Annotated in this window: 20 protein-coding genes; 10 read left to right on the forward strand and 10 right to left on the reverse strand. The window is 52.5% G+C overall.

The window, feature by feature from the left end; translation table 11 throughout:
- Position 1: 1 nt before the first annotated feature.
- Genes NDQ72_18925 through NDQ72_18950 form a run of 6 tightly spaced genes read right to left on the reverse strand, consistent with a single transcriptional unit; the run spans position 2 to position 6,326 of the window.
- Positions 2-322 carry a hypothetical protein gene (locus tag NDQ72_18925; protein ID WKD28086.1) on the reverse strand — a complete coding sequence of 107 codons (321 nt, stop codon included), beginning with the start codon at positions 320-322 and terminating at the stop codon, positions 2-4.
- Positions 315-1,688: a DUF1446 domain-containing protein gene (locus NDQ72_18930; protein WKD28087.1), complete on the reverse strand. Its 1,374-nt coding sequence runs from the start codon at positions 1,686-1,688 to the stop codon at positions 315-317. Before NDQ72_18930 ends, NDQ72_18925 begins: the two co-directional genes overlap by 8 nt.
- On the reverse strand, positions 1,685-2,533 hold the full coding sequence (locus NDQ72_18935) for a 3-keto-5-aminohexanoate cleavage protein (protein ID WKD28088.1): 849 nt from the start codon (positions 2,531-2,533) through the stop codon (positions 1,685-1,687). The genes NDQ72_18930 and NDQ72_18935 overlap by 4 nt, the downstream gene beginning before the upstream one ends.
- A complete protein-coding gene (locus tag NDQ72_18940; protein ID WKD28089.1) occupies positions 2,530-3,459 on the reverse strand; it encodes a 3-hydroxyacyl-CoA dehydrogenase NAD-binding domain-containing protein in 930 nt (309 codons plus the stop codon). Before NDQ72_18940 ends, NDQ72_18935 begins: the two co-directional genes overlap by 4 nt.
- A complete protein-coding gene (locus NDQ72_18945) occupies positions 3,456-5,333 on the reverse strand; it encodes a TRAP transporter fused permease subunit (GenBank protein ID WKD28090.1) in 1,878 nt (625 codons plus the stop codon). The genes NDQ72_18940 and NDQ72_18945 overlap by 4 nt, the downstream gene beginning before the upstream one ends.
- 18 nt (positions 5,334-5,351) lie before the next feature.
- Positions 5,352-6,326, reverse strand: coding sequence for a TAXI family TRAP transporter solute-binding subunit (locus tag NDQ72_18950; GenBank protein ID WKD28091.1), 975 nt, complete (start codon positions 6,324-6,326; stop codon positions 5,352-5,354).
- 130 nt (positions 6,327-6,456) lie between these two features.
- Here NDQ72_18950 and NDQ72_18955 point away from each other — a divergent pair, with 130 nt between their 5' ends.
- Both NDQ72_18955 and NDQ72_18960 read left to right on the forward strand, forming a co-directional pair.
- The gene (locus tag NDQ72_18955) at positions 6,457-7,374 is read left to right on the forward strand and encodes a LysR family transcriptional regulator (protein WKD28092.1); all 918 of its coding nucleotides are present in this window, start codon (positions 6,457-6,459) and stop codon (positions 7,372-7,374) included.
- Between the two features lie 244 nt (positions 7,375-7,618).
- Positions 7,619-8,467: a sulfurtransferase gene (locus NDQ72_18960; protein ID WKD28093.1), complete on the forward strand. Its 849-nt coding sequence runs from the start codon at positions 7,619-7,621 to the stop codon at positions 8,465-8,467.
- A 35-nt stretch (positions 8,468-8,502) separates the two neighbouring features.
- On the opposite strand, the gene NDQ72_18965 is transcribed toward NDQ72_18960, so the two are convergent.
- Positions 8,503-10,143, reverse strand: coding sequence for a methyl-accepting chemotaxis protein (locus tag NDQ72_18965; protein ID WKD28094.1), 1,641 nt, complete (start codon positions 10,141-10,143; stop codon positions 8,503-8,505).
- A gap of 611 nt (positions 10,144-10,754) precedes the next feature.
- Between NDQ72_18965 and NDQ72_18970 the strand changes: the two genes are divergently transcribed.
- The 8 genes from NDQ72_18970 (at position 10,755) to NDQ72_19005 (ending at position 16,834) form a co-directional block, all read left to right on the forward strand.
- Positions 10,755-12,020 carry a tyrosine-type recombinase/integrase gene (locus NDQ72_18970; GenBank protein ID WKD28095.1) on the forward strand — a complete coding sequence of 422 codons (1,266 nt, stop codon included), beginning with the start codon at positions 10,755-10,757 and terminating at the stop codon, positions 12,018-12,020.
- A gap of 516 nt (positions 12,021-12,536) precedes the next feature.
- The gene (locus tag NDQ72_18975) at positions 12,537-12,737 is read left to right on the forward strand and encodes a helix-turn-helix domain-containing protein (GenBank protein WKD28096.1); all 201 of its coding nucleotides are present in this window, start codon (positions 12,537-12,539) and stop codon (positions 12,735-12,737) included.
- Positions 12,734-13,234 carry a hypothetical protein gene (locus NDQ72_18980; GenBank protein WKD28097.1) on the forward strand — a complete coding sequence of 167 codons (501 nt, stop codon included), beginning with the start codon at positions 12,734-12,736 and terminating at the stop codon, positions 13,232-13,234. Before NDQ72_18975 ends, NDQ72_18980 begins: the two co-directional genes overlap by 4 nt.
- Complete coding sequence (locus NDQ72_18985) at positions 13,227-14,741, forward strand: YfjI family protein (GenBank protein WKD28098.1); 1,515 nt, start codon at positions 13,227-13,229, stop codon at positions 14,739-14,741. Before NDQ72_18980 ends, NDQ72_18985 begins: the two co-directional genes overlap by 8 nt.
- Positions 14,741-15,208: a hypothetical protein gene (locus NDQ72_18990; GenBank protein WKD28099.1), complete on the forward strand. Its 468-nt coding sequence runs from the start codon at positions 14,741-14,743 to the stop codon at positions 15,206-15,208. Before NDQ72_18985 ends, NDQ72_18990 begins: the two co-directional genes overlap by 1 nt.
- Before the next feature lie 272 nt (positions 15,209-15,480).
- A complete protein-coding gene (locus NDQ72_18995; protein WKD28100.1) occupies positions 15,481-15,660 on the forward strand; it encodes a hypothetical protein in 180 nt (59 codons plus the stop codon).
- A 199-nt stretch (positions 15,661-15,859) separates the two neighbouring features.
- Complete coding sequence (locus tag NDQ72_19000) at positions 15,860-16,090, forward strand: hypothetical protein (GenBank protein WKD28101.1); 231 nt, start codon at positions 15,860-15,862, stop codon at positions 16,088-16,090.
- 219 nt (positions 16,091-16,309) lie between these two features.
- On the forward strand, positions 16,310-16,834 hold the full coding sequence (locus NDQ72_19005; protein ID WKD28102.1) for a hypothetical protein: 525 nt from the start codon (positions 16,310-16,312) through the stop codon (positions 16,832-16,834).
- Between the two features lie 77 nt (positions 16,835-16,911).
- Here NDQ72_19005 and brxL read toward each other — a convergent pair whose 3' ends face one another.
- The 3 genes from brxL to NDQ72_19020 form a co-directional block, all read right to left on the reverse strand.
- Positions 16,912-18,972, reverse strand: a complete 2,061-nt coding sequence (gene brxL / locus NDQ72_19010) for a BREX system Lon protease-like protein BrxL (GenBank protein ID WKD28103.1) — start codon at positions 18,970-18,972, stop codon at positions 16,912-16,914.
- A gap of 11 nt (positions 18,973-18,983) precedes the next feature.
- Complete coding sequence (pglZ, locus tag NDQ72_19015) at positions 18,984-21,380, reverse strand: BREX-1 system phosphatase PglZ type B (protein WKD28104.1); 2,397 nt, start codon at positions 21,378-21,380, stop codon at positions 18,984-18,986.
- Between the two features lie 84 nt (positions 21,381-21,464).
- Positions 21,465-24,122 carry an AAA family ATPase gene (locus NDQ72_19020; GenBank protein ID WKD28105.1) on the reverse strand — a complete coding sequence of 886 codons (2,658 nt, stop codon included), beginning with the start codon at positions 24,120-24,122 and terminating at the stop codon, positions 21,465-21,467.
- Position 24,123 lies beyond the last annotated feature (1 nt).

Raw genomic sequence — 24,123 nt, forward strand, 5'->3', positions numbered from 1 at the left:
GTTAAGTTGGGGGTGGCGCCACTTTCATAGATAACAGTAAGGCCGACAACGTTTTTCCGTGACCATCTAAGTTGAGTGCGCCATTGACTCCCCCTTGTAGCGCATCATCCAGGACTAAGTTCATTCCATTGAGATGTGGTAGTAAGTAGCGGGTTACGTGACTAACGCCCCGGTGCTCAAATAGCGCGGCAACGTTTGATGCCGAGAGTTGTTCGATGAGCCAGGAATAGTGAGCCTCCTGATACACAAAAACCGCTAAGCTTAGTCGGTCACCTTTATCACCTGCCCGGGCATGGGCGTAACGGTGCAATAGCTCACTCATCACCTTCTCCTTTATGCAGTGTGACAACAGGAGCAGCTTGCTGCCTTGGTACTAGATAAGAGGCGGTTTTTAATCGCTGAGTATGGTGCCGACGTATACCGCCACCGCCCGCTGGCCCGCAGCAATAAAGTGCTAATAACTCCTGTGTTGCCCGCTCCACTACGCATTTTTCAGCATGCTCTACCGCGAGGCGAAGGCGAATGTCGCTCGCTGTTGCATCTCTGTGTTGAGTGTTTAGGTGGGCATCGCCATCAAAAACGCTAGAAACACCAATTAAGTCGTAACGGGCGCGCAGATCGGCTGGGCAGCGTAATGATAAACGCTGACGCAGCGTCTCTCTGGCTAGTTGTGCTCTGGCGAAAGCATTCGGGCCCGCATAAGAGATTTCAGCTTCACCTTGATAGCCTGCGAGGAAGCTAACGGTGGTTTTTAACCGCGCTGGCGAGGGTTTGCCACGTACCCCGGTAACTTCAACACGGTCTTTGGCCAGTTGCTTTATGCGAACATGCTCAAGATCAATAACCACATCCGGTGTGATGTAGGCGCTGGGGTTGTGTATTTCATATAACAGCTGTTCTTTTACTGTTTGCTCAGTGACCAAACCCCCTGTGCCTGGGGGTTTAGTCACAACGAGTCGCCCATTACGCTCAACTTCGACAAGTGGATACCCCAGCGAAGCCATGCCGGGCACGTCTTTCACGCCGGGGTCAGCAAAGTAGCCACCCGTCACTTGCGTGCCGCACTCGATTAAATGACCTGCTAATGCCCCTGCTGCCCGTCTGTCCCAATCATCGCTTGCCCAGTCGTGGTGGTAGCAGATAGGAGCAAGCGCCAGTGAAGGGTCGGCCACGCGTCCTGTGATCACGACTTGAGCCCCTTGGGTCATCGCCTCTATCAGGGCATCTGCACCGAGATAGACATTAGCGGCAACAACTTGCTCTAAGGTTGAAATTGCGCGCTTTTCGCCTTCCCAAGCTAGCCAGTCGAGCTCATGCAGGCGATCTCTTACGTCATCGCCTTGAATAGTGGCCAAGCACGCTTGAGAGTGGCCTAAGCGCTTAGCCAACTGCTGAATGCGACGACGCGCGGCATCTGGGTTAGCCGCGCCAAAGTTACCCAAAATCGTAATGTGGTGAGCCAGACAGTCACTCAGAACAGGCGATAAAAACTCTTCCAGCAGCGGCTCATCGCCGCTGTCAGGGTTTTTGATCCGGCGTAACTGAGCAGCCGCCAGCGTGCGCTCCCCGAGTGTTTCAAACATCAGCGCACGAGGGGCATCATAAGACATGAGGGCATCGACCAGCGGCCTAGCCGCATCGGTACGGTCACCAGAGAAGCCCGCACCACAACCTACCACGACCGTCATAAGGTCACCCCCGTGTTAGCAGCGGTGGTAAGTGCAAGAAAACGACGTGCTTCGGATGCGCTCATCACCCGACGTCCCGTTGCTTCAATACGGGCTTTAGTCGCGGCGACTAGCTCGGCATTGTTGGTCGCGAGTTGGCCATCCGCTCGCCATAGATTATTTTCAAAGCCGACGCGGGCATGGCCACCTTGCTGGGCCGCCAGCGCTAAGCAGTCACCTTCGGTCGGCCCAAACGCACAGACCGCCCAGTGGTCGCCAGCCACTAATGCGTGTAAAAAGCTCGGTAGACGGCTTGGGTCGGCAATGGGTGGATCCGTATAGCGCCCAAGTACGAAGAGTAAGAAAGCCGGGGCATTAGGCACATCACCTTTCTCTCTTAACTGATTGAAGTAGGTAAGGTCTTCAGGCGAATAAACGATGTATTGAATATGTGTGCCGCGACTGGCCAGGTAACGGCACAGCTCGCCACTGGCTCGAACCTCATAAGCATCGCCGAACCATTCACGCACCGCGATAGAAACGGAGTCTGGCTGTAACGCCTCAATGACACGTCTCTGCTCTGAAGGCGAATAACGCCCACCGGCTTCGCTGGTGACCTGAAGGAGTAGTTGGTCTCCTACGGCTTCCTGAATGGCGCTAATGGCATCTTGATAGGCACCCGCATCAAGTAAATGGCGTCCGTCGGTTTCACGCACATGCACATGCATGGCTGAGGCGCCAGCCGCTAGACACTCTTGTACATCGCGTGCGAGCTCTTCCGGGGTCAGGGGGATAGCAGGATGGTCTTGATAGACACGCCGAGCCCCATTGGGGGCGACCATTAGCAAACAAGGTGAGACGCTCATCGGGCCTCCTCCTGTTTTACGTTAGTCGTTAGCGCTTGCTGAATAGCTGTCAATTGCCGGTCTCGTTCAGAGAACAGGCCAGGCAGTGATTGCCCATGAGTAGCCGACTCAACCCCTTGGATCACTTGCGCGTAAAGTTCGTCGTTCATGGTCGGTTGCCCTAAGCTCGCCCAGCGATACTCTTGACTAGGGCCGAGATGTTCCAAGTAGTGGCGAATGCCCCCTTGGCCACCGCCCAGATGATAGGTCAGGAACGGCCCTTGAATGGCCCAACGCAATCCAGGCCCTGCCGTCACAGCCAGGTCGATGTCTTCCACGCTGGCCACGCCTTCCTGTAATAGATAAAGCGCTTCCCGCCACAATGCCGAAGAGAGACGATTCGCAATATGGCCGATCATCTCTTTACGGAGCATCACCGGTTGCTTACCGATACTTCGATAAAAATCGACCAATCGCTGCACCAGCTCAGTATCTGGCCCGTACAGTTCAACCAGAGGGACGAGGTGGGGTGGGTTGAAGGGGTGAGCGATAATAATGCGCTCAGGAGCAGGTGCGCCCTGGGTGATATCAGAGTGCTTTAAAGAGGAGGTACTGCTCACTACCAACGCTTGCGATGGCGCTGCCCGTTGAATATCTGCTAATAGCTGTTGCTTGAGCGCTACGGATTCAGGCGCATTTTCGACGACTAGCTCTGCGCCCTGTAAGGCCTCTGCCAGTGTTTGCGCTACCACGGGCATGCGGGCATCGACGCCAAGGGCACGCATATCCTCAGCCACGCGCTGAGTAAAGTTGGCGCGGGCGGTGGCATCCGGGTCAAAAGCGGTGACATGTAAACCGCGAGAAAGAAAGTAGGCGGTCCAACTAATGCCGATAATGCCACAACCAATCATCACAATATTCGTCATGCTCACTCCTTGATGACTCATAGCTCCACTCCTTGAAGTGCAATACGCCGAGAGGATTGCCACGCCCATAGATAGAGTCCCGTCAGACTCGCAATGCCCACTAACCCAAGTGCGATATTCGGCACCAGCGCCAATAGCCCGGTGGTTGCCAATAGCGTACTATCCAGCCATCGGTTACCGAAGAGCCGAGCGCCCCCCAATATGCCGGCGAAAGCCAAGACAAAGGCCATGGCACGAGCGGCGGCTAAGGTAATGTCCCAAGCATCGCCTAAACCGATAAGCGCGGGGTACGCCAGGATCAGGAAAGGGATAATGTAGGTAGTTGCCCCCAGACGGATCGCGTGCCCCGCGACCTGTAACCAGCCAGCCTTAGCGATGCCAGCGGCAACAAAAACCGCAATGCACACGGGCGGAGTGATGACCGAGATGGTCGCAAAATAGAAGACGAATAGGTGGGCAACCAGCGGCTCGATCCCGATGCGGGTTAGCGCAGGCGCCAGTACGGCAGCGACCAGCACATAAGCAGCGGTGGTAGGAATGCCCATGCCCATAATGAGGCAGATGACCGCGACAATTAGCGCCACCAGGAGAACCTGCTCACCAGCGACACTGACTACTAGCGTCGAAAGCGTGACGCCAATACCCGTTAGGTTGAGCATTGCCACCAAAATCTGTGCCCCTGCTAGCAAAACGCCAATGATGACCATGCCCTTGCCGGCATCCTCCAGGCCTGTCACTAGCGAACGTACGATTTGACGGGGCGGCGTTCGGTTCAACAAAGCAAAGAAAAGATAACTGATCAACAGAAAGGTAATGCCCAGGAAAGCTGCGAATTGGATGGAGTAGCCATTAAGAACGCCACCAAACAAGCCACCCAACGCGGCAACAATAGGGGTTAGACGCTTAAATTGGAGTACATCTGGCCATGCGGGAAGCTCGCTTTCAGGTACTAAAGGAAGTTCGCTTCTCACAGCTACTAAGTGCAGCGTAAAAAAGACAGCCACATAGAAAAGGAACGCGGGTAATACGGCAGCTAGGGCAATCGTGACGTAGCTGACACCAAGTATCTCCGCCATGATAAACGCCGCCGCGCCTAAAATCGGCGGCGCGATCTGCCCCCCAGTGGAGGCAACAGCTTCAACGCCGCCAGCAAAGGCCGGTGGGTATTTGAGCCGTTTCATCATAGGAATGGTGAAGTTGCCAGTGGTGGCGACGTTGGCTACCGCGCTTCCGCTGACCATAGCGAACAGGCTGGAAGCCACCGTCGCAATTTTGGCGGCCCCACCTTGGCTACGCCCGCCGATTCGCATTGAAAGATCAATAAAGGTTTGGCCACCACCTGTGTGGAGCAGCAGGCTTCCAAAGAGTACAAACGCGGCAATGGTGGTAGCGGCGACGCCGAGTAGCATCCCCCATACGCCTAAATCACCGAGAAACAGCGTTTCCGTCACGAAACTGGCATCAAAACCTCGATGGCTGAGCGGTCCTGAAAGTCGGTCTCCCAGCAGAGCATAGGCGATACCCATTGCCACTAGTAGTGGAAATACCCATCCAATAGCCCGTCGGGCAACTTCCAAAATGGACACCACTAAAATGGCAGTGAACACCATATCCTGCGTCGTTGCCCAGGGTAAGGTAGTCAGAATGCTGTTAGCGTTGAAAGTAATAAACAGGCAGGCAGTTATTGCTCCCAAGGCTAATAAACAATCAATGACTATCCCGAAGGGGCGCCAAGTTTTACCAGCGCCCAATGGATAAGTGAGTAACCCCAGCCCGATAACCAGCGCAAGAAAGAGACTGCGGTGAACCAAGCTTTCAAAAGGCCCGGTCGCTGAGGTGTAGAAAATGAAGCCGCCCAAAAACAGGGCGACCAGCATGAGCAGTTTATTGCGCATGGAATCGAGCTCCTCGCCTTATTCTGACGGCGTCAGATGTTCAGGAATCTCGTATCCCTGCTCTTCAAAATAGCGTGCGGCACCTGGATGAAAGGGCACCGTTCCACTGTTTAGGGTGAGCTCGGCGATATCAACATCGGCAAGGTTAGCTAGCGCACTGACTTGCGGCTCGGGATTCTCCATCACGGCTTTAACAATTTGGTAAGCCGTTTCTTCATCAAGCTCTGGGCTTGCATGCATCGCTAAGCCAAAGCTCCAGGTTGTGTAGGCGGGCATGCCATCGGCCGCTCCCTCAGGAATATTGACCACGGAAATATCAGGCATTTGTTCATTCAGAATTTCAGCCTGTTCATCGCTAAGCGACAGCACTTGGATCGGCGTAAACGTCGCAATATCCATGGAGGAACCATCCAGCTTTTCACCCACGCCAGATTTAACGTATCCCGCCATACGGTTATCTTTTACACCGGCAACCACATCCGTAGTAGACCCGCGCACATACTCAGGGGTGAGCCCAAGCGTCTCCATAACGGCAATCGTCGTGGCTTCGGTGGCAGAGCCGGTAATACCAGGGTTAAGGCGCGCCCCGTCTAGTTCTGCCATGCTCGTAACGCCAGAATCTTCGCGCATCACAACATTTTGTGGTGCTTGGGAGTAGACCCAAAGAAGGCGGTTATCCACAGGGCGACCTTCAAACTCACCTTCACCCGCATAGGCGTGATAGCCCACGTTGGTGGTGACGAGGCCCATATCGACCTGGTTTCTTAAAATGCGGCGCAAGTTGTCGACCGTGGCACCAGTCTCTACCACCGAGGTGCGCACACCATCCACATGCTGATTAATAATTTGCCCAACAGCGACGAAATAGCCGTATTGGCTAGAGGATGTGGAGGTAGAGCCAATTAAAAGCTGTTCTTCTGCTTGGGCCGCAGTGCCAACGATCAAGCCAGCACTGAGGATAGCGGTTAAGAGCGGCGTTTTTAGCGAGTACATAGTCATTGCTCTCTCTGGGTATTGTGGGTTGTTGGTTCCAGAAGATGTACGTCATTTGACTTATTAAGAATGAGAGAGCCTGCTAGTATTTGTCTAATATAATTATACGAACGAGACTTTTACTTTATTTATGCAGCCTTCTATACGTCAGTTAAAAGCTTTTGTAGCGATCGCCGAGTTCGGCAGCTTCGTTGAGGCTTCCGAGCGCCTCTACATGTCACAGCCAGCGTTAAGCATTGCCATTCGTAAGTTAGAAGAGTGTGTCGGTGGCGTGCTGTTCAACCGCTCTCCTCGCGGCGTGCAGCTCACCCCAGAAGGAAAGTTTTTTCTGCCCACCGCTAGACGACTGATTAGCGATTGGGATGAAGCTCTGGGCGACCTTGGAGAGCTGTTCAACAAACAGAGAGGCAAAATAACGTTAGCAGCGTTGCCGACATTAGCGGCGGGATTTTTACCGACCGTGCTAGCCGACTACCGTCAACGCTTTCCCAATATTGCTATTAGTGTTCACGATGTGTTGGCTTCCCAGGTGGATGACTTGGTGAGTGACCAGCGGGCAGATATTGGGCTATCGGTACAACCGCTACTCGCAGAAGCGACCCATTTTGAATCACTCGTAGAAGATTACTTTGTAGCGGTATGTCCGGTTGGGCACCCCTTGTTGGCGTTGGAAACCGTTCCTTGGGAGACGCTACTGCACTACCCCATTATTGGGTTGAGCCGTCTTTCGAGTACGCGCGCTGCAATTGAGAACGTGTTGAACGAACTGAGTTTGGAAATGGATTTGATGTGTGAAGTGAGCCAAATAGGTACAGCTGGACGAATGGTCGCCGCAGGCCTCGGGGTTGCTGCACTTCCTTCGCTCAGTTTCCGTCAGATTTCTGCAGAAGGTATAGAGTGGCGTCCTTTAACTGATCCTTATGTGCCCCGTTCGCTGGGAATCATTACACCATCCCGAGGTTCACCCTCTGCTGCGGCAACCACCATGTTGGAAACCATACGGGCACACGCCGGACAATTAGGAGGCATTTCTACCCATGAACACTAAAAAGCTGCTCCAATGTCGCCAAGGCTTACCCCATCGGTTTCAGTATGCTGCTGGATACCCTGGGCTGACTGTTGGAAGGGCTATATATTTACGATAAGTAGGACTGGCAAGCCAATTCACTTAATTGGCGTGGAATTTTCAAGCGCTCAACGGCAGATAGTGGCGTTTGAGGTGGAGACGCTGTAGCGCACAGCTGCTTATCGCTAGAATCACACAAACTGCCAATCCCTGATCGGAGAACATCATGTCATCCCCCCTTGTGACGACCCAATGGCTGCAAGACAACCTAGATAACGAACGGTTAGTGCTGATCGATGCGAGCATGGCGACGGTGATTGGCAAAGAGCCTATCGTCTATGATCGCCCGGTGTGGATACCGGGTAGCCGCCAGATCGATCTTGAAGGCGTGCTTTGTGACACCGGCTCTTCTCAGACCCACGCCTTTCCAACAGAGGAGCAAGTCACTGAGGAAGCTCAAAAGCTGGGCATTACGGCCGAAAGCCTCGTCGTACTGTACGATAATCAAGGTATCTATTCGGCGCCTCGGGCTTGGTGGATTTTCCGATCAATGGGTGTTAAACACGTTTTTGTTCTGGATGGAGGATTGCCACAGTGGCTAGCCGAGCAGCGGGACGTTGTTTCTACCATCACGGAAACGACAACCAAGCCAGGCAACTTCGTCGCCAACCTTGATCACAGCCGAGTGCGAAACTCAGCGTACGTTTTGCAATATCTGGACGATAGCCGAGTAACCGTTGTTGATGCCCGATCACGTTCACGCTTCCTGGCACAGGTACCTGAACCCCGCCCTGGGGTGCGCAGTGGGCATATCCCCAATTCTCATAATCTGCCGTTTACAGAGGTGCTAGAGGGAAATTGTTTTAAACCTGTTAGCGAGCTGAAGGCAATCTTTATAACGCTTGCTCCGTCTCTCCAATCTAACAATGAACCCCAACTGGTGTTTTCCTGTGGCTCGGGCATCACCGCCTGCATCATTCTACTGGCCGCCGAACTGGCGGGATACCATCAGCTATCGCTGTACGACGGTTCTTGGGCAGACTGGGGGAGCGATGAATCACTCCCAGTGGCTTAGGCTTTGTATGGATGGCTCTGGTCAAGACTGTTTCTTCAGCACGGTAACTTCAGGTTGCGCTGCGGCGTGAACTGAGAGGTCTGTTTGGGGAGCGACGAAGACGCGGCCACCGACTTTTCACCGCTAAGTTTGAACGTATCTACTAGACGAGTGAGTCGGTTGGCTTCCTCCTGAAGCGACGCCGCCGATCTACTGGTTTGCGATACCATCGTGACATTCTGCTGAGTGGCAGTATCCATTTGCGTCAACGCTACACCCACTTGCTGGATGCCTGACTCCTGCTCGCTCACGGCGAGCGAAATCTCATTCATCAGCCCCGACACTTGGCGTATAGCCTGCACCGTATTCTGTATTCCCTCACTGCTTCGCACCGATTGCTCGGCTACGCTAGCGATACGCTCACTAATATCCGTAATCATTTCACGAATTTTATTGGATGAATCCGCGCTGCGACTGGCGAGCTTGCGCACTTCGCTAGCCACTACCGCGAAGCCACGGCCATGATCACCTGCACGCGCCGCCTCGACCGAGGCATTAAGCGCCAGAATATTGGTCTGGAAGGCAATCGAGTCGATGACTTCAACAATCTCACCCACCTGGCGCGAACTGGTCTCGAGCTCGCGCATCAACTCAACCGAGTGCTGAACCTCTTTAACACCCTTCTCGGCTTTTTCAGCGGCCTGACTGGAAAGCTTATCGGCATTATTGGCCGACTCGCTGTTCTGACGCACGATGGAAGACATCTCTTCCATGCTGGACGCCGTTTCTTGCAGAGCAGAAGCCTGCTCCTCGGTGCGTGACGCGAGATCCTCGCTACCTGAAGCAATTTCACCAGACGCTATATTGACATTGTAGGCCCCATCGCGAACCGCCTGAAAGCTGGTATCCATACGCGCAATAAAACCATCAAACTCACGGGCCAGTTCGCCAATCTCATCACGTCGCTTGCTATCAATGCGTGCGGTAAGATCACCCTCGCCTTGGGTAATATCGCGAATGCGCCTGCTGACTTGACGAATGGCTCGGGACATCAGGTTCGGCCCCATCAAGGCGATCACCAGCGTGGCCAATAACACGAATGCCGTGAAGCCCATCACCCAGCGTTGCTGCACGGCGACTGCCGCCAGTGTTTCTTGCTCCAGAGCTAAGCCACGCGCGTCGGCGCTTTCTCCGGCAACGTTGTAAAGCTCACGCAAGTCATTAAAGGCCGCTAACGAATCTCTCTCCAACTGCTCTTCAGCGGCATCAAGCTCACCTTCCGCATGTAGGTCGAAGACGGCCTGGGACGCCGCCTCCCATGCCATATAGCGATCCTCGAACGGTTCAAGGCCCTCGCTCACCTGCGGATATGCATCCAGCAGTGTGAGGAAGTTATGCATTCGATCATAGGCTTGCTCAGCATTTTCACGGTAATCATCGTACTGAGCGCTCGCCCCATCACTGCCCGGCGCCTCACGCAACACTTCAAGTTCAGCCACCCGGGCCTGATATAGGTCACGGTCCGCATTGAGCACCGCTGATACCGCCGGATTAAAGGAGCCACTAAACGCTGTCATGCGTTCGCGCATCGACTGAACAAGCAGGCTATCGACCACCACAACGCCTAGCAGCGACAAGGCCACCAGGATAAACGCCAAGGTATATTTCACATTGATCTTGTGGAGTTTTTCCAGCATTGAGTCACCTGGTAGTTATCTGATTTATTGTAGTGATGGCTAACTTTGGCAGGATGCAGTTTAATCCTAGTCATTATTATCGGCTGCGATGGAACGGGCTTTAATATAGTGGCGAACGCGATATTGCATATAAAAAGAGCGGGTAGCTTCTTCAACGTTCGCGCGCAAGAGTAAACATTTTGACCGCGAAGGCTTCAGCAGCACAGCGATCGCGTTGGTTCAACAACAGCGCAATAGGTGGGAATATACTGAATAACCTGCGCCACAACTTGCGTTAGATTACAGCTAAAGGTCATCAGATAAATATCAGGGTTACGCACATGTGCTGGCGGATTTGGCAAACGGATGAGATAGATTTGACACAGCCAAAACAAAAGAGCCTACGCGTTAACGTAAGCCCTTGAGATGTTTTGGCGCGCCCGGCAGGAATCGAACCTGCGACCTTCGGCTTCGGAGGACTAAACTCATTTACCCTCACCCACCCCAATAGACAAATAAAAACCCTATAAATAAAGGCTTTAGATGATTTTTTTGTTTATGCTTGTCTATTGATACCTGTGGTTATAGACTCAAAATGCAGTTACCAGAGTGGTAATGAAAAGGAGTCTGCCGTGATAACCACTGACCGCCAGCTAAAAGCACTCAAGCCCAAAGGCACCGTTTATTGGGAAAGCGTGCTGTCACCCCATGGTGGCGGCCTGGCTATTCGTGTACAGCCCACCGGTTCAAAAGCTTGGTATTACCGTTACCGCTTCAATGGCAAACAAGACACCTACAGCCTTGGCCGCTATCCAAGCGTAGGCTTGCAGGACGCTAGAGAAAGTCACGGTGAAGCTGTAACACTTCACACTCAAGGCATTAACCCAAAACACGCACAGCGCGATGAAAAGGCGCGCAATGAGTCAGCCTGGACAATGGCAGAGCTTTTCGAGCTATGGCTTCAGAGCTACGCAAAGACCCCCACGGTACGGACTAAGCGCACGCCTTCACCGCTTGTTGTAGAGCAAGCGTGCTGGCGTTGGGGCCATTACCTAAAAGAGCGTGTAGGTACGCTGCTGGTCAAAAACGTTGATGCCCGCACGGTGAAAAGTACCATTTCCAAAATAGCGGGGACGCAATCAAGAAACCAAGCGAGCAAGTGCTTAACCCTGCTGCGGGCAATGCTGGCGTATGCAGAGGCGCATGGGCAGATCGACACCAACCCCGCTCAAGGAATTCAGCCAGGCCAACTAGGCGCTACAAAGTCAGCTCCGCGTGACCGTGTATTGAGCCTTGCAGAGATCGAGCGCCTCTGGGATGCGATAGAGAACGCCAACCTAGACGCTAGCGCCGCCGCTGCCCTCAAGCTGCTAATTCTGACTGGGCAACGACGGGGGGAGCTACTAAAAGCCAAATGGCAAGATATCGACTTAGATAGTGCTAGTTGGACACTGCCAGCCATAACCACCAAATCGCGCCGGGAGCATACCGTTTACCTTTCCAGTTCAGCCGTTGACCTACTACGGGAGCAGCAAGCTGTAACGGGAAATCTGAATTACGTGTTTGAGAGCCAGCGAGCCAGTGGCCAGCCGATTGGCGACGCCAGCCTGACTACCGCTATTGCACGACTTCAGGGCCGCAAACTGGCAAAACAGAACATGAACGCACCGCTTGCCGATATGCCACGCTTCAGCGTTCATGACCTGCGCCGCTCATTCGCTACGGGCCTGCTAAAACATTTTGGCACTGCACCGTATGTTGTCGAGCAAATGCTAAACCACGCCCCAACAGATCGTTTGATTGAAACCTATCAGCGCCACGACTATGCCAGAGAGCAACGCGAAGCATGGCAAGCGTGGGGGCAGTTAGTATTGAACAGGAAAGAGAATGACGCCTAGATCATGAAAGTTTCTCAACACAAAACCCTAATACATCCATTAAATTCATAAATGAAATGAAATCAGGCAATACGTATGGGGCTTTATGAAACACTATGAAATGATATGAAACATTAAAAAAGAATCCAAACTCAGCGTAAGCATTTGATTATAAAAATATTTGTAGAATGCCGCAGGTTTACAGTAGGTAAAATATGAGGAATATTATGCAAGTCGTCGGCAGATAAGAGCTGACAAAGCAAACGGCCAGCAGCTCGGACCAGGTCGCCAAACTTCGACCGAGATGCTGACCACCACCGCCAGAGGCGGGAACGCTATTGCAGATACTCATATGCACAAACGCATTATTTCATAAACCCAGTGCGCCAACACTGGTAGAGCGATGCGCTGCATATAAAAGAGTAAGCGGAACTATGTACCGCTGTGTTCAGCTTAATCTATGCATGCATGCGTAGACAAGCAGAGCGTGCAACTGCACAACTTCCTCGTCGCTGGCTCCAATATGGAGAACAGCAAATGCCACCTCGCTTACTCACAGAAAAACAGGCTGCTGAATACACAGGCTACCGTCCGGCCACATTCCGGCAATCACGCTGGACCGGCCAGCTCGGCGGTCACCCCGCCCCGAAATCTATCAAAATTGGCCGTGCTGTGCGCTACGAAATTACAGAGCTAGACGCCTGGATTGAGAGTATTAAGCTCGGGGCTAACAAATGAAACTGAAAACCGCCCAGCTCGAGAGCCGAGCAGTGACGCAGCAGCAGAAAGCAAATACCACGCGCCCGGATGTATACGCCCTGCTATCACGGCTCGATAAAGTACGCGAAAACGGGCCGGGGCGTTGGCTCGCCTGTTGTCCTGCGCATGATGACCGCTCGCCCAGTCTGTCGATCCGCGAAACACCAGACGGCACGATCCTGATGCATTGCTTTGCAGGGTGCCCCACGGCGGACGTATTGCTCGCCGTGAACATTGAGTTGAAAGACCTGTTTCCGCAGCGTGACCGAGACGACTACCACGCCAGCAAGCGCCCTGGCGAACGTTGGGTACCACGTGATGTGCTGAGTGCTATAGCAAAAGAGGCGCTAATTACCCTGTTAGCAGCAGAAGCCACGCACCGAGGCGAACGGCTGGAGTCTCCCGATCTTGAACGCCTGGCGACTGCTGCCGGTCGCCTGCGCAGCGCTGCACAGGAGGTGGGCTGTGATGTCTAACACTTTGGAATCATGGCTGGATAAGAGCGCCGACCTGCTTCAGTTTCCAAAACCTAAGCCGTTGCCTGAGAGCTTATCTGGCGTGGCGAAGTTTGATCCTGAAATGCTGCCCCTTCCAATACGCGGCTACATTATGGACACAGCGCAACGGCTGCAATGCCCGCCTGAGTATTGCGCTGTTACATCGCTAACACTTTTGGCGGGGCTGGTAGGCCATAAGGTGCGATTGAGGCCCAAACAGCATGATGACTGGGAGGTGGTTGCTACTTTATGGGCGGCCCTAGTGGGCGGCCCTAGCGCCATGAAAAGCCCGGCGCTGAGTGCCATGCGGTTTCCAATCGACGCTATCGAAGCGGCTGCAAGGCGTCAGCATGAAGAAGCGCTGCGCCACTATGAAACCGAACAGGAGCTTCAGGAGCTGGCGAAAGCAGAAGCCAAGAAAAAAGCTAAGGGCTTTGCTGCCAAAGGTAACATGGACGCCGCACGGGCCACCTTAGAGTCAGTAGATGAGATCGCACCGCCACCTGCGCCACTGCGGCTGACTATCAATGATGCAACCGTCGAAAAGGCCGGGGAGCTAATGAACTCGGCAGAGTGCCATCTAACGATATTGCGTGATGAGCTGGCCGGTTGGTTGGCAAAAATGCAGCAAGAAGAGTACGCAAGCGACCGCGCATTCTATTTGGAAGCCTTCAATGGTGATGGCCGGTTTACCTATGACCGCATTGGCCGGGGCACCGTAGCCATTGAGCGATGCGCGCTGAATATCGTGGGAGGTATTCAACCCAGCAAGCTAGCGCCAATTATACGCAGCGCCACTAAGGGAACGGCAAACGATGGCCTGATACAGCGTTTCCAGCTAGCCGTGTGGCCTGACCCGGTACGTCATTGGAAATGGATAGACCGAAAACCCGATCCTGAGGCCAAGGAGCATTACAGCCAAGTCTTTTATCGCCTTCATAGCTTGAGTTTGGGAACCGATGAAGAGGACAACCCCCCTTGTTGGCACTTTACCCCAGACGCCCAAGCGATGTTCGTAGAGTGGGCAACAGAGATCAACCTGGAGTGCCGATCTGATGACGTTGCGCCGCTATTGGCTGAACACCTGCTGAAGATGCCCAAGACAGTGGGCAGTCTGGCGCTGCTGTTTGCCGTTATCCAAAACGATGAGGGGGAAGTGAGTGCAGCCGCAACCGCTCGGGCCTTGGAATGGGCCGATCTTTTGCGCAGTCATGCAGAGCGGCTATACAGCGCTGCGCTGAACCGTGATGTGGAAGGGGCCAAGCTGATAATCAAGCGACGTGAAAAACTCAACCACCCCACCAAACCGCGAGACATTCAGCAAAAAGGCTGGCCCGGTCTGGATAGTGCCAACGCCGTAAGAGAGGCGTTGGCGCTGCTGGTAGACCATGGCTACCTCACCGAGATTGAAACGCCGACCACAGGCAGGCCGCGTATCGACTACTACTGGCACCCAGATTATCTGCCAAAGCAGGAGGGTAAATAATGGGCCGTTGGTTAAATCGAGTGCAGGCAACCAGTGAAAGCGTTACTGCTATCACCCATGACGAAAAAAAACCTAAAAGCATAGGCCAGCCACACTACAAAACCTACGAAAGACCTTCTGTAGGTTCTGTAGGTAAAGCACAGGGCGCTTTTAAAGAAAAAAAAGCCACCGTTAACGATGCGGAAATCATGCTAGCCAACCTGCGAGCCGTTGGCCGTGACCTAGGGGAGGTAGAGCCGCTGGCGCGCATTACCATGCTCAAGCTAAACCGCGACGCTGCTGCTGAACTAGTGGCCGTGCTGGGTGACCTGTTTGAAACTGCCCCTGATGCCGACGTAGCAAGGAGCCAATGCCGCCACGTGCTGAGCGACCCTAAAGCCCTGGCAGCCGCCAAAGCTGTTTGGCCTGACCTGGCGAGCCTATTTGTGCCAGCAACAAATAGCCTTGCCCCTAATATCGCTGATTAACTGAACAGAATTTAGCCATTGGTGGGTCTCTACGATTACATCCTCGAGTGGCTATCTGTTTCTACCTTTAATGGCACACTCCCAGCCATTAAGCACACGCCAGCCCGCCTTTACCGTTATCCAAAGCGATGAAGGAGAAGTCAGTGCAGCCGCAACCGATCAGGCCTTGGAATAGGCCGACCTTCTGCGCAGCCATGCAGAGCAGCTATACAGCGCCGCGCTGAACCGTGACGTGGAAGGGGACAAGCTGATTCTAAAACGACGTAATAAACTTGGTAACCCGATCAAGCTGCGCACTGTTCCGCAAAAAGGCTGGTCTGGATAATGCCGAGGTCATAGGGGCAGCACTGGCGCTTCTGGTAGATCATGGCTACCTCACTGAGTTAGAGCCCCCCACCACAGGCAGGCCGCGCACTGACTATTACTGGCACCCGGACTATCTGCCAGATTAGGAGAAAGAATAATGGGTCGTTGGTTAAACCGCGTTCAGGCAACAAGTGGGAGTGATAATGCTACCGCGCCTGACGAAAAAAATAAAAAAACGTTGGCCAGCCACCCTACAGAACCTACGAAAGTTCTTCTGTAGGTTCTGTAGGTAAGACACAGGGCGCTTTTGCTGGAAAAAATGTCACCGAGCAGGAAGTGGAGGCCATGTTGACAAGCCTCCGAGCCGCTGGGCGCGAACTCCACACCATTGAAGGCTTGGCGCGTGTCGCCCTGAGCCATGTCGCCGCAGCGGAGCTAGCCGCGGTCATAGATGATCTGTTTCAGACTGCGCCAACGTCAGATGTTGCTCGCTCCCAATGCCGCCGGGTGCTGAGCGACCCTAAAAACCTGGCAGCCGCCAAATCGGTATGGCCTGGCCTTGCAACCGTTCAGTAACACAGGCCGATACCTGTCTAGCAGTCGCGCCTAAATATGACCACTAAACAATCACATCGAAAGGGGCTTGACTTTCTCTGTCCTGCTCAATAGCATTTTCTTAAGGCAACTGGCATGCCTGCCCCCACCAAGGCGAAGCAATTGCAGTCAGTAGAAACTCTTTTCAACAGCAATCTTGCTGATGATTAAGGTGGGAAGTCATAAGCATAGGAGATTGTTGTGTCTTCAAATTCACGCATTAGTAAAGATGAAATTTCAAATCTAAAATTTGCTGCTAAAAGATTAAAGCGTAAAACAGGAGTTTCACATAGTGAAGCTTTAGACCAAGTAGCACGTGAAAAAGGGTTTAATGCTTGGTCACATCTACAGCATGTTTTAAACTCTTTACAGGCTCAATCATCTTTCGAGCTACTCTTGAGTGGCCCAGTACCAAGCTTAAGGCTTCCCTCGAAAAAAATGCGCGATGCGTTAGAAAAAACCATGACGGCCATTAACAATTTGATGTTAGGCTATAATCAAGATAATGACTTGGTTTGCAACTGGCTTGACGATGATCCTGATCAGATTAGAAATATGGTTGCTCACACAATCCAGTCTGTTGGAGCCGATAAAGTTTTTCTTCATTTTGAGGATGAAGATGTAATGCGCACACTAGGCGATATAAGTCATTCTGATAGGGCAACAGGCATAATCCAAGATCTATGTTTTTTAATCGACGGCGAAGGGCATGGTCACGCGCATTAGACTAGGTTCTTTGTAGCTTATTGAACTCTGCCTATCCACACAACACCCGTAGTGAGTTACGGGTGTTGTGGCCCCTCCTACTCGCCTAACGACTTCAAGAGCGCATCCCTTGCATCTAGGTAGAACTGAATATCGACTTTGGTGGCCATCTCATCAGATAAGTCAAACAGCATCTTTCGGGAAGTCACTGGCATAAGAATAGCTGTCGCGCCTTTTTCAACAGCGATCTCTACTAACGTGACGGGATTATGAATCGGCTCGATTGACCCACCAAGGTTAATCTCTCCTACTACAATAAGCCCACCTCTCACGCTTCTTTTTAATAGCGCGGAGCTCATAGCTATTAGGGAAGCCACACCTAACTTACTGCCTGATTTAGCAGCATCAAATGCTCGGAGCTGAATAGTAAACTCATGTTGCCTTGGTTCTTTGTCGCCTACTAATTGCCCAGCGCGCGTGTAAAGATTTTGCTCGGCATAACCCACACTTTCGCGAAAAGCAGGCGGCACAGGTTTATTAAGAATTTTAACGCCAGTGCCAGGCCCCTCGTTTACTTCAATACGAAATAAGCCAGGATGCTCTTCTTGCCCATTTGCTGTTTGTCCACCAGGAGTAATAGACCATACCTGGCCTGGCTCTAAAGGGTCATTACCAATACTGTTATCACTCTGCAGTTCGGGAGTGGCCACAAACTTCTCTACACCATCTTCCCCCATGGTATAGCTAAAGTGGGTATTTCTAAATTCAGCGGCACCGATACGTTTTTGCTGTTCCTTTACCCGTCGGCGTGCTTCCATCGCAATGTGAATTGCCCACTCTATATCTTCTTCACTCGGTGTTAAGTCATCTCCAGGATATAACAACTTCAAGAGACCACTTGCTGTTTTATTAACCGCGTTAGTGTCACGCCCAGATAGCGCTCCGCCAAAAAAGACACGCCCCTGCCATTGCGATACACGGCTTTGATTACGCAACTGGCTCCAACATTCAGAAAGAAAATCACTCACTAAACCAAAATGGTCGGTCAAGAGCTCCTTGCTAACCTTGGGTACATCCCAGCCTGGTAGAAAGGCATGAATGCGATCCATAAAGGCAGTATCGTGACGCATCTCCTCAGGCAGGGGTCCAAACAGGTGCCCGATGCGCTGTTGATGTTCAACATCGACATCAAAGTTGCCGACTAACACGATAGAGCCATCAGCACGGATGCTCTCCTTACCACGGGAAAACTCCCCACTTTCCATGTAGCCCTTCATGATATTGACGCCGTCCTTGTTATCGAACGAGATACCGGATACCTCATCGAAGCAGACCACATCATACTGGCACACCAGGCCACGCTGGCCGTTAGCATTATTGACGAACATCTTGGCCACGGTGGCCTTACCACCGGAAATCAGGTGGGCATAAGGCGATACCTGCTGGAACAAGTGGCTCTTACCGGTACCACGGGGGCCAAGCTCCACCACGTTATAGTTGCGCTCCACAAAGGGCACCATACGCAGCAGCATGGCATCTTTTTGGCGCTCGCTCAGCCCAGCCGCTTCAATACCAGTTGAACGGAGCAAGAAGGCCTTCCACTCCTCAGTACTAAAATGCCGACGTGCACGGGCTAGTTCGTCGAGCACATCACGTTTTGATAACTGGATCTCTCGCAGGGCGCGGATTCCGAAAGGGCGGCCTCCTTGCTCCTGAGCGATGCTAGCGTCGTACTCCAGTGTCAGTTCCGCGTAGAAGCCACCAGTCAGCATGCGCTCGTGCTCGCTAACCAGCTCGTCAGGAATCCGTACATCGTTGAGGCGCAAGCTTGGCAAGCTCGCCATATAGGTGTCATTTTTCGTATCAAGTCGCGCTTGTATAAGGTCGATAACCTTGATTTCGCCTTTCTCACGAGCGCGGGCTTTGAACAGTTCTTCCTCGCCAGCTTTGATGGTGCGTGACTTGAGCTGCCGCTGTACTACTTCCAGGCCTTCCTCAATCTCTTCCGGATCGGTGCTTGCACAGTAGCGGCCGAGCAGGAATTCCACCACGTACGTTGGTACAGGAAACTGGCGAGCAAACGTACGCACCAGATCTTTGCGAACCAAGAAACCATCCAATAATTCGGCAGCCTTGCGATCCAGATCATCGAGCTCCATGGCAATTCCCTTCAGTCATCAGTACCAATGGTGGTTAAGCATTGTGCAACCACATGTCCCGCTTCATTCACGATCACTACTTGGGCAACCTCACCTTCTAGGTCGTCGTCATCAACCACAACCGATGCTTTTCCTCCTGCCTTAAACGGCTTAGAAGACAGCACCAAGCTAGTACTGGGGTCTGCCGCATGACGGCGTAGATCCAACATTAAGCCATCAGTTTCGCCTTCCACGAGCACGGTGCAGCGCATCCCTTTCCAAACTAACTCGTCGATCACTACAAGAGGTGTGATTTCCGCTGTTCCGGTAACTACCAGCTCCGGCGTAACGCACTCTTGCAGCGTCAAACCACCATGGGTGTACGATTCGCCCGCTTTGAAGCAATAGATGCCCTCAGCTAGCGCAAAATGCACCTGTTCATTCCAGTACCAAGGAAAACGTGCTGTCGCCGTATTAGCCCCTGGTTTTACCGAGGCACAGCGCCCCCACTTAGAGTCCACCAGGCTAGCAGGAAGCTCTGTTTTTGGTAACTCACCAGGCATTAGCAACCAGCCATGGTCCGTCACTACCCTCACTTGCGCCCACCCTTGGGCAAGTAAGGCTTGAATGCGCTCCGCTACCTCGGCCAGCATAGCATCTACACGCTGCGCGAGTTTCCAGCCACTTTCATGGCCAACATGATCGATGTCTCCAAACTCACACCAGGCGGATTGAGAGGTATCTAGGGTTTCTTTATGCAGCTGTTCTACTTGGCGGCGTTCCAATACTTGCCACCCGTTATCTCGAAGTAACTTCTTGAAAAGATGTGGCGTAATCGGTGTGAATTGATAGCTCTCCGGTTCTTCTTTAATAGCACTGCTACCAAAGATGGGAGCCACCGCATATTTGCCCGTGCCGGTCACGCTAGGTAGTGCCGCCCACGTTGAATGCTCTACAACGTTCAAGCCGCGCTGGATGAGTCTTTTGGCAAGCCGCTTACCGCAGTCTAGGCGCAACCCATCAACAAACAGAACACACTCCCCTTCACGTGCATGAGGAGAGGGCTCATCGCGTTTTAAGCCGTCATCACCTGGCCGCCAAACGGATTGTAAATGCCGGGCAGCGTCATCGGCCCAACTCAGATAGATCGAGCGAATAGCGGTAAACACCGCCTCTTGCTCTCGTTGGCCAGTGACTTCGGCCAGTGCTTTCAGAACCGCATCATCTGCTTTCCAACCTTCTTGAACGTAGGCCTGATGCATATCGTCTGCTTGGCCTCCTGCCAAGCTACGCTGGGTTGTTTTGGCTAAGAAGCTAAGCGGTGCTAACGCCATCGCTAAAGGGCTTTCCCCTAGCTCTGCCCACACCCAATCACGCCGCCCTCCATGATCTTTTTCTAAGGCATCAAGTCGCGTCCTTGCTTGCGGCGCAGGCAGGTTCCCTAGCTCACATAAAGCATGGTAAAGCTTATCTTCTTCTTGCTGATTTAACTGAGGCCACACCTGCATATCCTCAACTTCTGGAAACAGCCCAAGGTCAGGTGGCGCCTGCTGTCGAAGCTGCTCTACCAGCTGAGGATAGCGATGTGGTGCTTCACAGAATCGTGCCCATACCGTGCTCCAAGCACCTTCGCGCTGGGTTAAGCAGGTAAGGGCTTCCAATGGCGTCTGACGTTCTGGGTGGACGCCATACTGAGAGTGGCATACCTGGCAAAAGGCGTGCCACTCAGGGCTAGACCCACTTGCTTTTATAGCATCTGGCTGGCTTAGCCATCCCAATACATCAAGAACAGGATCACCGCCTATTAAAAGCGTATTGAAGTCATCCCCGTCTAAATGTCGCCCTTGTAAGTTACTCAGTGACTCTTTAAGCAATCGGGGCAATGCCGCGTGTAACGCCTGGCGAGTTGCCGCATCGCGTGCGATATCCAAGCCAAGCCCACCCTGTTCTGTGGTGAGAAAAGCACGCGGCGTCCAATCCTTCGCATTAACCTGAGACCACAACACACCTCGATACTGCAGCTCTGCTAAGGGCTTCAAGGCGTCTGGGCACTCGCTAATGGCCCGCAAATCCTGCCGCCCAACACCGGGTAAATACAAAATAGGCGGCCTACCTTCATTGGCGACAACGCCCTCAACGGTACCGGCGATAGCGCATCGCAACCAAATGGCCGGGCCTCGCCGCTCTTCAGGCGCATACTCCCCTAACACCAATAGTTCAGGCAGCACAGACTGAATTTGGTTGATAACAGGCTCCCACAGCCGCTCGCGATCTGGCCATAAGATGCAGGCTGGCGCAGCTTGAACATCAGGGTTGTGAGCAGACGTATTGCGGATAGCTTGCTTGAGCTGGTTCAGAAGATTCATTTCTATATTGATACCTTGAGATTGGCTTTCACCACCACTACTTTTGCCAGCTGCTCGGGGCAAGGGGAATCACATTTAAATTCAACGACAGGGTTTTCGCTTTTAGCGATAATTTTCAGTAGCTCTGTCTTCAGCACCCTGGTCACCTCAAAAGTTGTATTTCATGCGGCGCTGCTCAAAGGCTTTCTTACCACCTTCAAGGATATCGGCGGCCAGCTTCTGAACCTCTTCCATATCGATGGCGCCTTGATGGTGCTCAGGGATCGTCGCTTGATCATCGCCTGCTTCAAAAACGCCGATCCACTCTGCATCACCGAAAACAGGTATGTTGGCGTTATGGGTGGCAAAAAGGAACTGACGATCAAGCTTTGCCTTGCGTAGTTCCGCGACGATGCGCTCTGCAATAAAGGCGTTATCAAGGTTGTCTTCAGGCTGGTCAAGAATAAGCGGGTCCTGATTATCCAGCAGAAGCAAATGTAGAATCGCCGTACACTGCTGCCCCGTAGACAGACGTTCTAGCGGCCGGTACTGCTCTTGAGCATCGTCATGAGCCACGTTTAGTTCGATCGTCACTCTATCAGGAAGCGACAGCTCTTCGAGCGCTAGAAGTTGATTCTCAGATAGTCTCACAAGCGCGTCCGCAACCGTTGGCGTTATTCCCCATTCCGTTTTAAGCAGCTCATCACGGCCCTGACGAATGGTATGCGCTAATAGCACCGGCGATGCCTTGGCCTCCAATACCCATGCTAAGCGCTTTTCACCGATATTTTCGAGATTGCAATTTCTAAGAAAGTCTACCAACGGCTGTCGATCGCCTTCTATCTCCATGCCAAGACTCAGCTTACCCTTGAGCTTCCTTTGTAATCGCCTCAACGCCTGCTGGAGAGACGCAGCACGCTCGCTCAGCGTGTCGCCCAGCTCAGCTAAAAGGCTTCGGCGTTCACTCCATAACGCCTCCAGTTGTTCCTGGCGCTGATGAAGCTTGGTTTTCCTGGGCTGTATGCGCTCAATTGCCTGCAGAATACTTTTATAGTCATTGCCGATTTCTTGTCCAGACTTCCCTTGGCTCCCTGGTATTTTTTTGAAGTGTTTTTCCAGTTGTTCTTCCTGCTGTCGCACCTGCTCTAATAGCTGTGTTTCTATCGCCTGCTGTTCACCTTGTGATCGTTCTACTGCCTGGGTGGTTTCACCGATTAGCTTCTCAACACTGGTACGCAATGCATCCAACATAACGCGCTGCTGAAGTAACAGTGCGGCATTGGGCAAGTGGGCTAATGCTTGATCGCTTAAAAAGGAGCTATCTGGTAGAGAGTCGCGTAAGTACTGAATAGCACCATTGACGCGTTGAACGCCTTCTTGCGCGCGTTTATTCAGTTGACGCTCTTTTTCCAGCAAAGGCACTGATTGCAGTTTCTCCTCCAGCCCGAGCTCCTTATAGTGAGCGGCCTTTGCCTCAAGCTTAGGCAATTGCTCAACGTCAGCCTCGACCTCTGCCTTTTGTTGAATTGCCCGAAGGATGGCTTCGCGATTTTCCGACAACTTTTTCCTGATGCCATCGAGCTTGGCATCGTAGTCGCTATGGGATGCCTGAAGAAAGCGGGAGAGCAATTGACGTTGGTCACTGGGTTCTTGGGTTATCTCATAAATTTCATTCTGACCAAAACACTCAAAGCGCGGCATCAGTTCATTGGGTGAAAACGGTACGATATCGCCATTTTCATCTTTAACAACAGGGTTATCGCCAAACCGACGTGACACGGTAAATCGCCTGCCATGCATACTGGCCGAGCGCACAGTTAAGAAGACCTGCGCTTTTTCCTTGCCCAGGTTTTCCTCAATAGTCGCATCGTGCTGCCGCTGAGCATGCCTGCCCAGTGGCCGAATGCCAAGTACAAAACGAATGCACTCGATAAGTGTGGATTTACCCGTACCACGCCCACCAATCACTGCGTTCAAATGATCAGATAGCGCGACGTTTAAACCGTCTAGATACCCCCCCACTACCTTGATGGTTTCGATAGCTGACGCGTGATGCTGAGGTGCATCCGAATTAAGCCGTATACGAGATTCAGAATCACAAAACGCTTGCTTGAATGAGGCAAAGCAAGGCGTGGTCATTTTTATCAGGCATGATGCACTTAGATGGCGCAAGGTTTCAGGCGTCTCAACGTCGCGCGCATTGATAATGGCGAGAGGCGTTTCTCTCTTATAATTTTCGTCTTTATTTCTGGCAACTTTATAAAAAAAACCATCTTCAGCAGGTTTGAGGCCTTCAACCGATCCAGGTATCTGAGCAGCGGACAGCTCCTGTAATCTCCAAACGTTATGTAGCCGTTGCTTGAGGACACCATCGTCACTCGTGACATGCGCCGCATAGGCGAAGCCGCCTAAGTCCTCTACTTTTTGCAGGATCTGCTGCGAGGTCCGGTTGACGGGTGCTCCTGGCTTTTGCGTATTAATACCAAACCCAACTGTCATCTGCCCATGAAGATCGCGCAGATCCGTATTTTCCTGAAACAGACACACAAAGTGTGCCTGCTCGCTGGAAGCAATTTCGAAGCCAGGAAATACCACGATGCCATGTGGCTCAGCCGCACGGCGAATAGATTCGATATCCTCGACACTGCCGTGATCCGCAATGCCAAGCACTTTGATCCCTTCTTCCAGGCAGATATCAACCAACTGCTGGTTATACGCTTCTTCTGAAAGGCCATGAGACTGGCTGCGGAAGGTTTCCGTATAACGGTAAGGGTTGACCTGAAGCGCGCACTTCCAGAACTTTGCCCCCGTATACGTTGCAGACATT

The organism is Halomonas sp. KG2, from assembly GCA_030440445.1.
Classification (GTDB): domain Bacteria; phylum Pseudomonadota; class Gammaproteobacteria; order Pseudomonadales; family Halomonadaceae; genus Vreelandella.

Coding starts and splice junctions, on each gene's coding strand:
- NDQ72_18925 (WKD28086.1), bottom strand. CDS start 322: ATGAGTGAGCTATTGCACCGTTACGCCCATGCCCGGGCAGGTGATAAA.
- NDQ72_18930 (WKD28087.1), bottom strand. CDS start 1,688: ATGACGGTCGTGGTAGGTTGTGGTGCGGGCTTCTCTGGTGACCGTACC.
- NDQ72_18935 (WKD28088.1), bottom strand. CDS start 2,533: ATGAGCGTCTCACCTTGTTTGCTAATGGTCGCCCCCAATGGGGCTCGG.
- NDQ72_18940 (WKD28089.1), bottom strand. CDS start 3,459: ATGAGTCATCAAGGAGTGAGCATGACGAATATTGTGATGATTGGTTGT.
- NDQ72_18945 (WKD28090.1), bottom strand. CDS start 5,333: ATGCGCAATAAACTGCTCATGCTGGTCGCCCTGTTTTTGGGCGGCTTC.
- NDQ72_18950 (WKD28091.1), bottom strand. CDS start 6,326: ATGTACTCGCTAAAAACGCCGCTCTTAACCGCTATCCTCAGTGCTGGC.
- NDQ72_18955 (WKD28092.1), top strand. CDS start 6,457: ATGCAGCCTTCTATACGTCAGTTAAAAGCTTTTGTAGCGATCGCCGAG.
- NDQ72_18960 (WKD28093.1), top strand. CDS start 7,619: ATGTCATCCCCCCTTGTGACGACCCAATGGCTGCAAGACAACCTAGAT.
- NDQ72_18965 (WKD28094.1), bottom strand. CDS start 10,143: ATGCTGGAAAAACTCCACAAGATCAATGTGAAATATACCTTGGCGTTT.
- NDQ72_18975 (WKD28096.1), top strand. CDS start 12,537: ATGCCACCTCGCTTACTCACAGAAAAACAGGCTGCTGAATACACAGGC.
- NDQ72_18980 (WKD28097.1), top strand. CDS start 12,734: ATGAAACTGAAAACCGCCCAGCTCGAGAGCCGAGCAGTGACGCAGCAG.
- NDQ72_18985 (WKD28098.1), top strand. CDS start 13,227: ATGTCTAACACTTTGGAATCATGGCTGGATAAGAGCGCCGACCTGCTT.
- NDQ72_18990 (WKD28099.1), top strand. CDS start 14,741: ATGGGCCGTTGGTTAAATCGAGTGCAGGCAACCAGTGAAAGCGTTACT.
- NDQ72_19000 (WKD28101.1), top strand. CDS start 15,860: ATGTTGACAAGCCTCCGAGCCGCTGGGCGCGAACTCCACACCATTGAA.
- brxL (WKD28103.1), bottom strand. CDS start 18,972: ATGGAGCTCGATGATCTGGATCGCAAGGCTGCCGAATTATTGGATGGT.
- NDQ72_19020 (WKD28105.1), bottom strand. CDS start 24,122: ATGTCTGCAACGTATACGGGGGCAAAGTTCTGGAAGTGCGCGCTTCAG.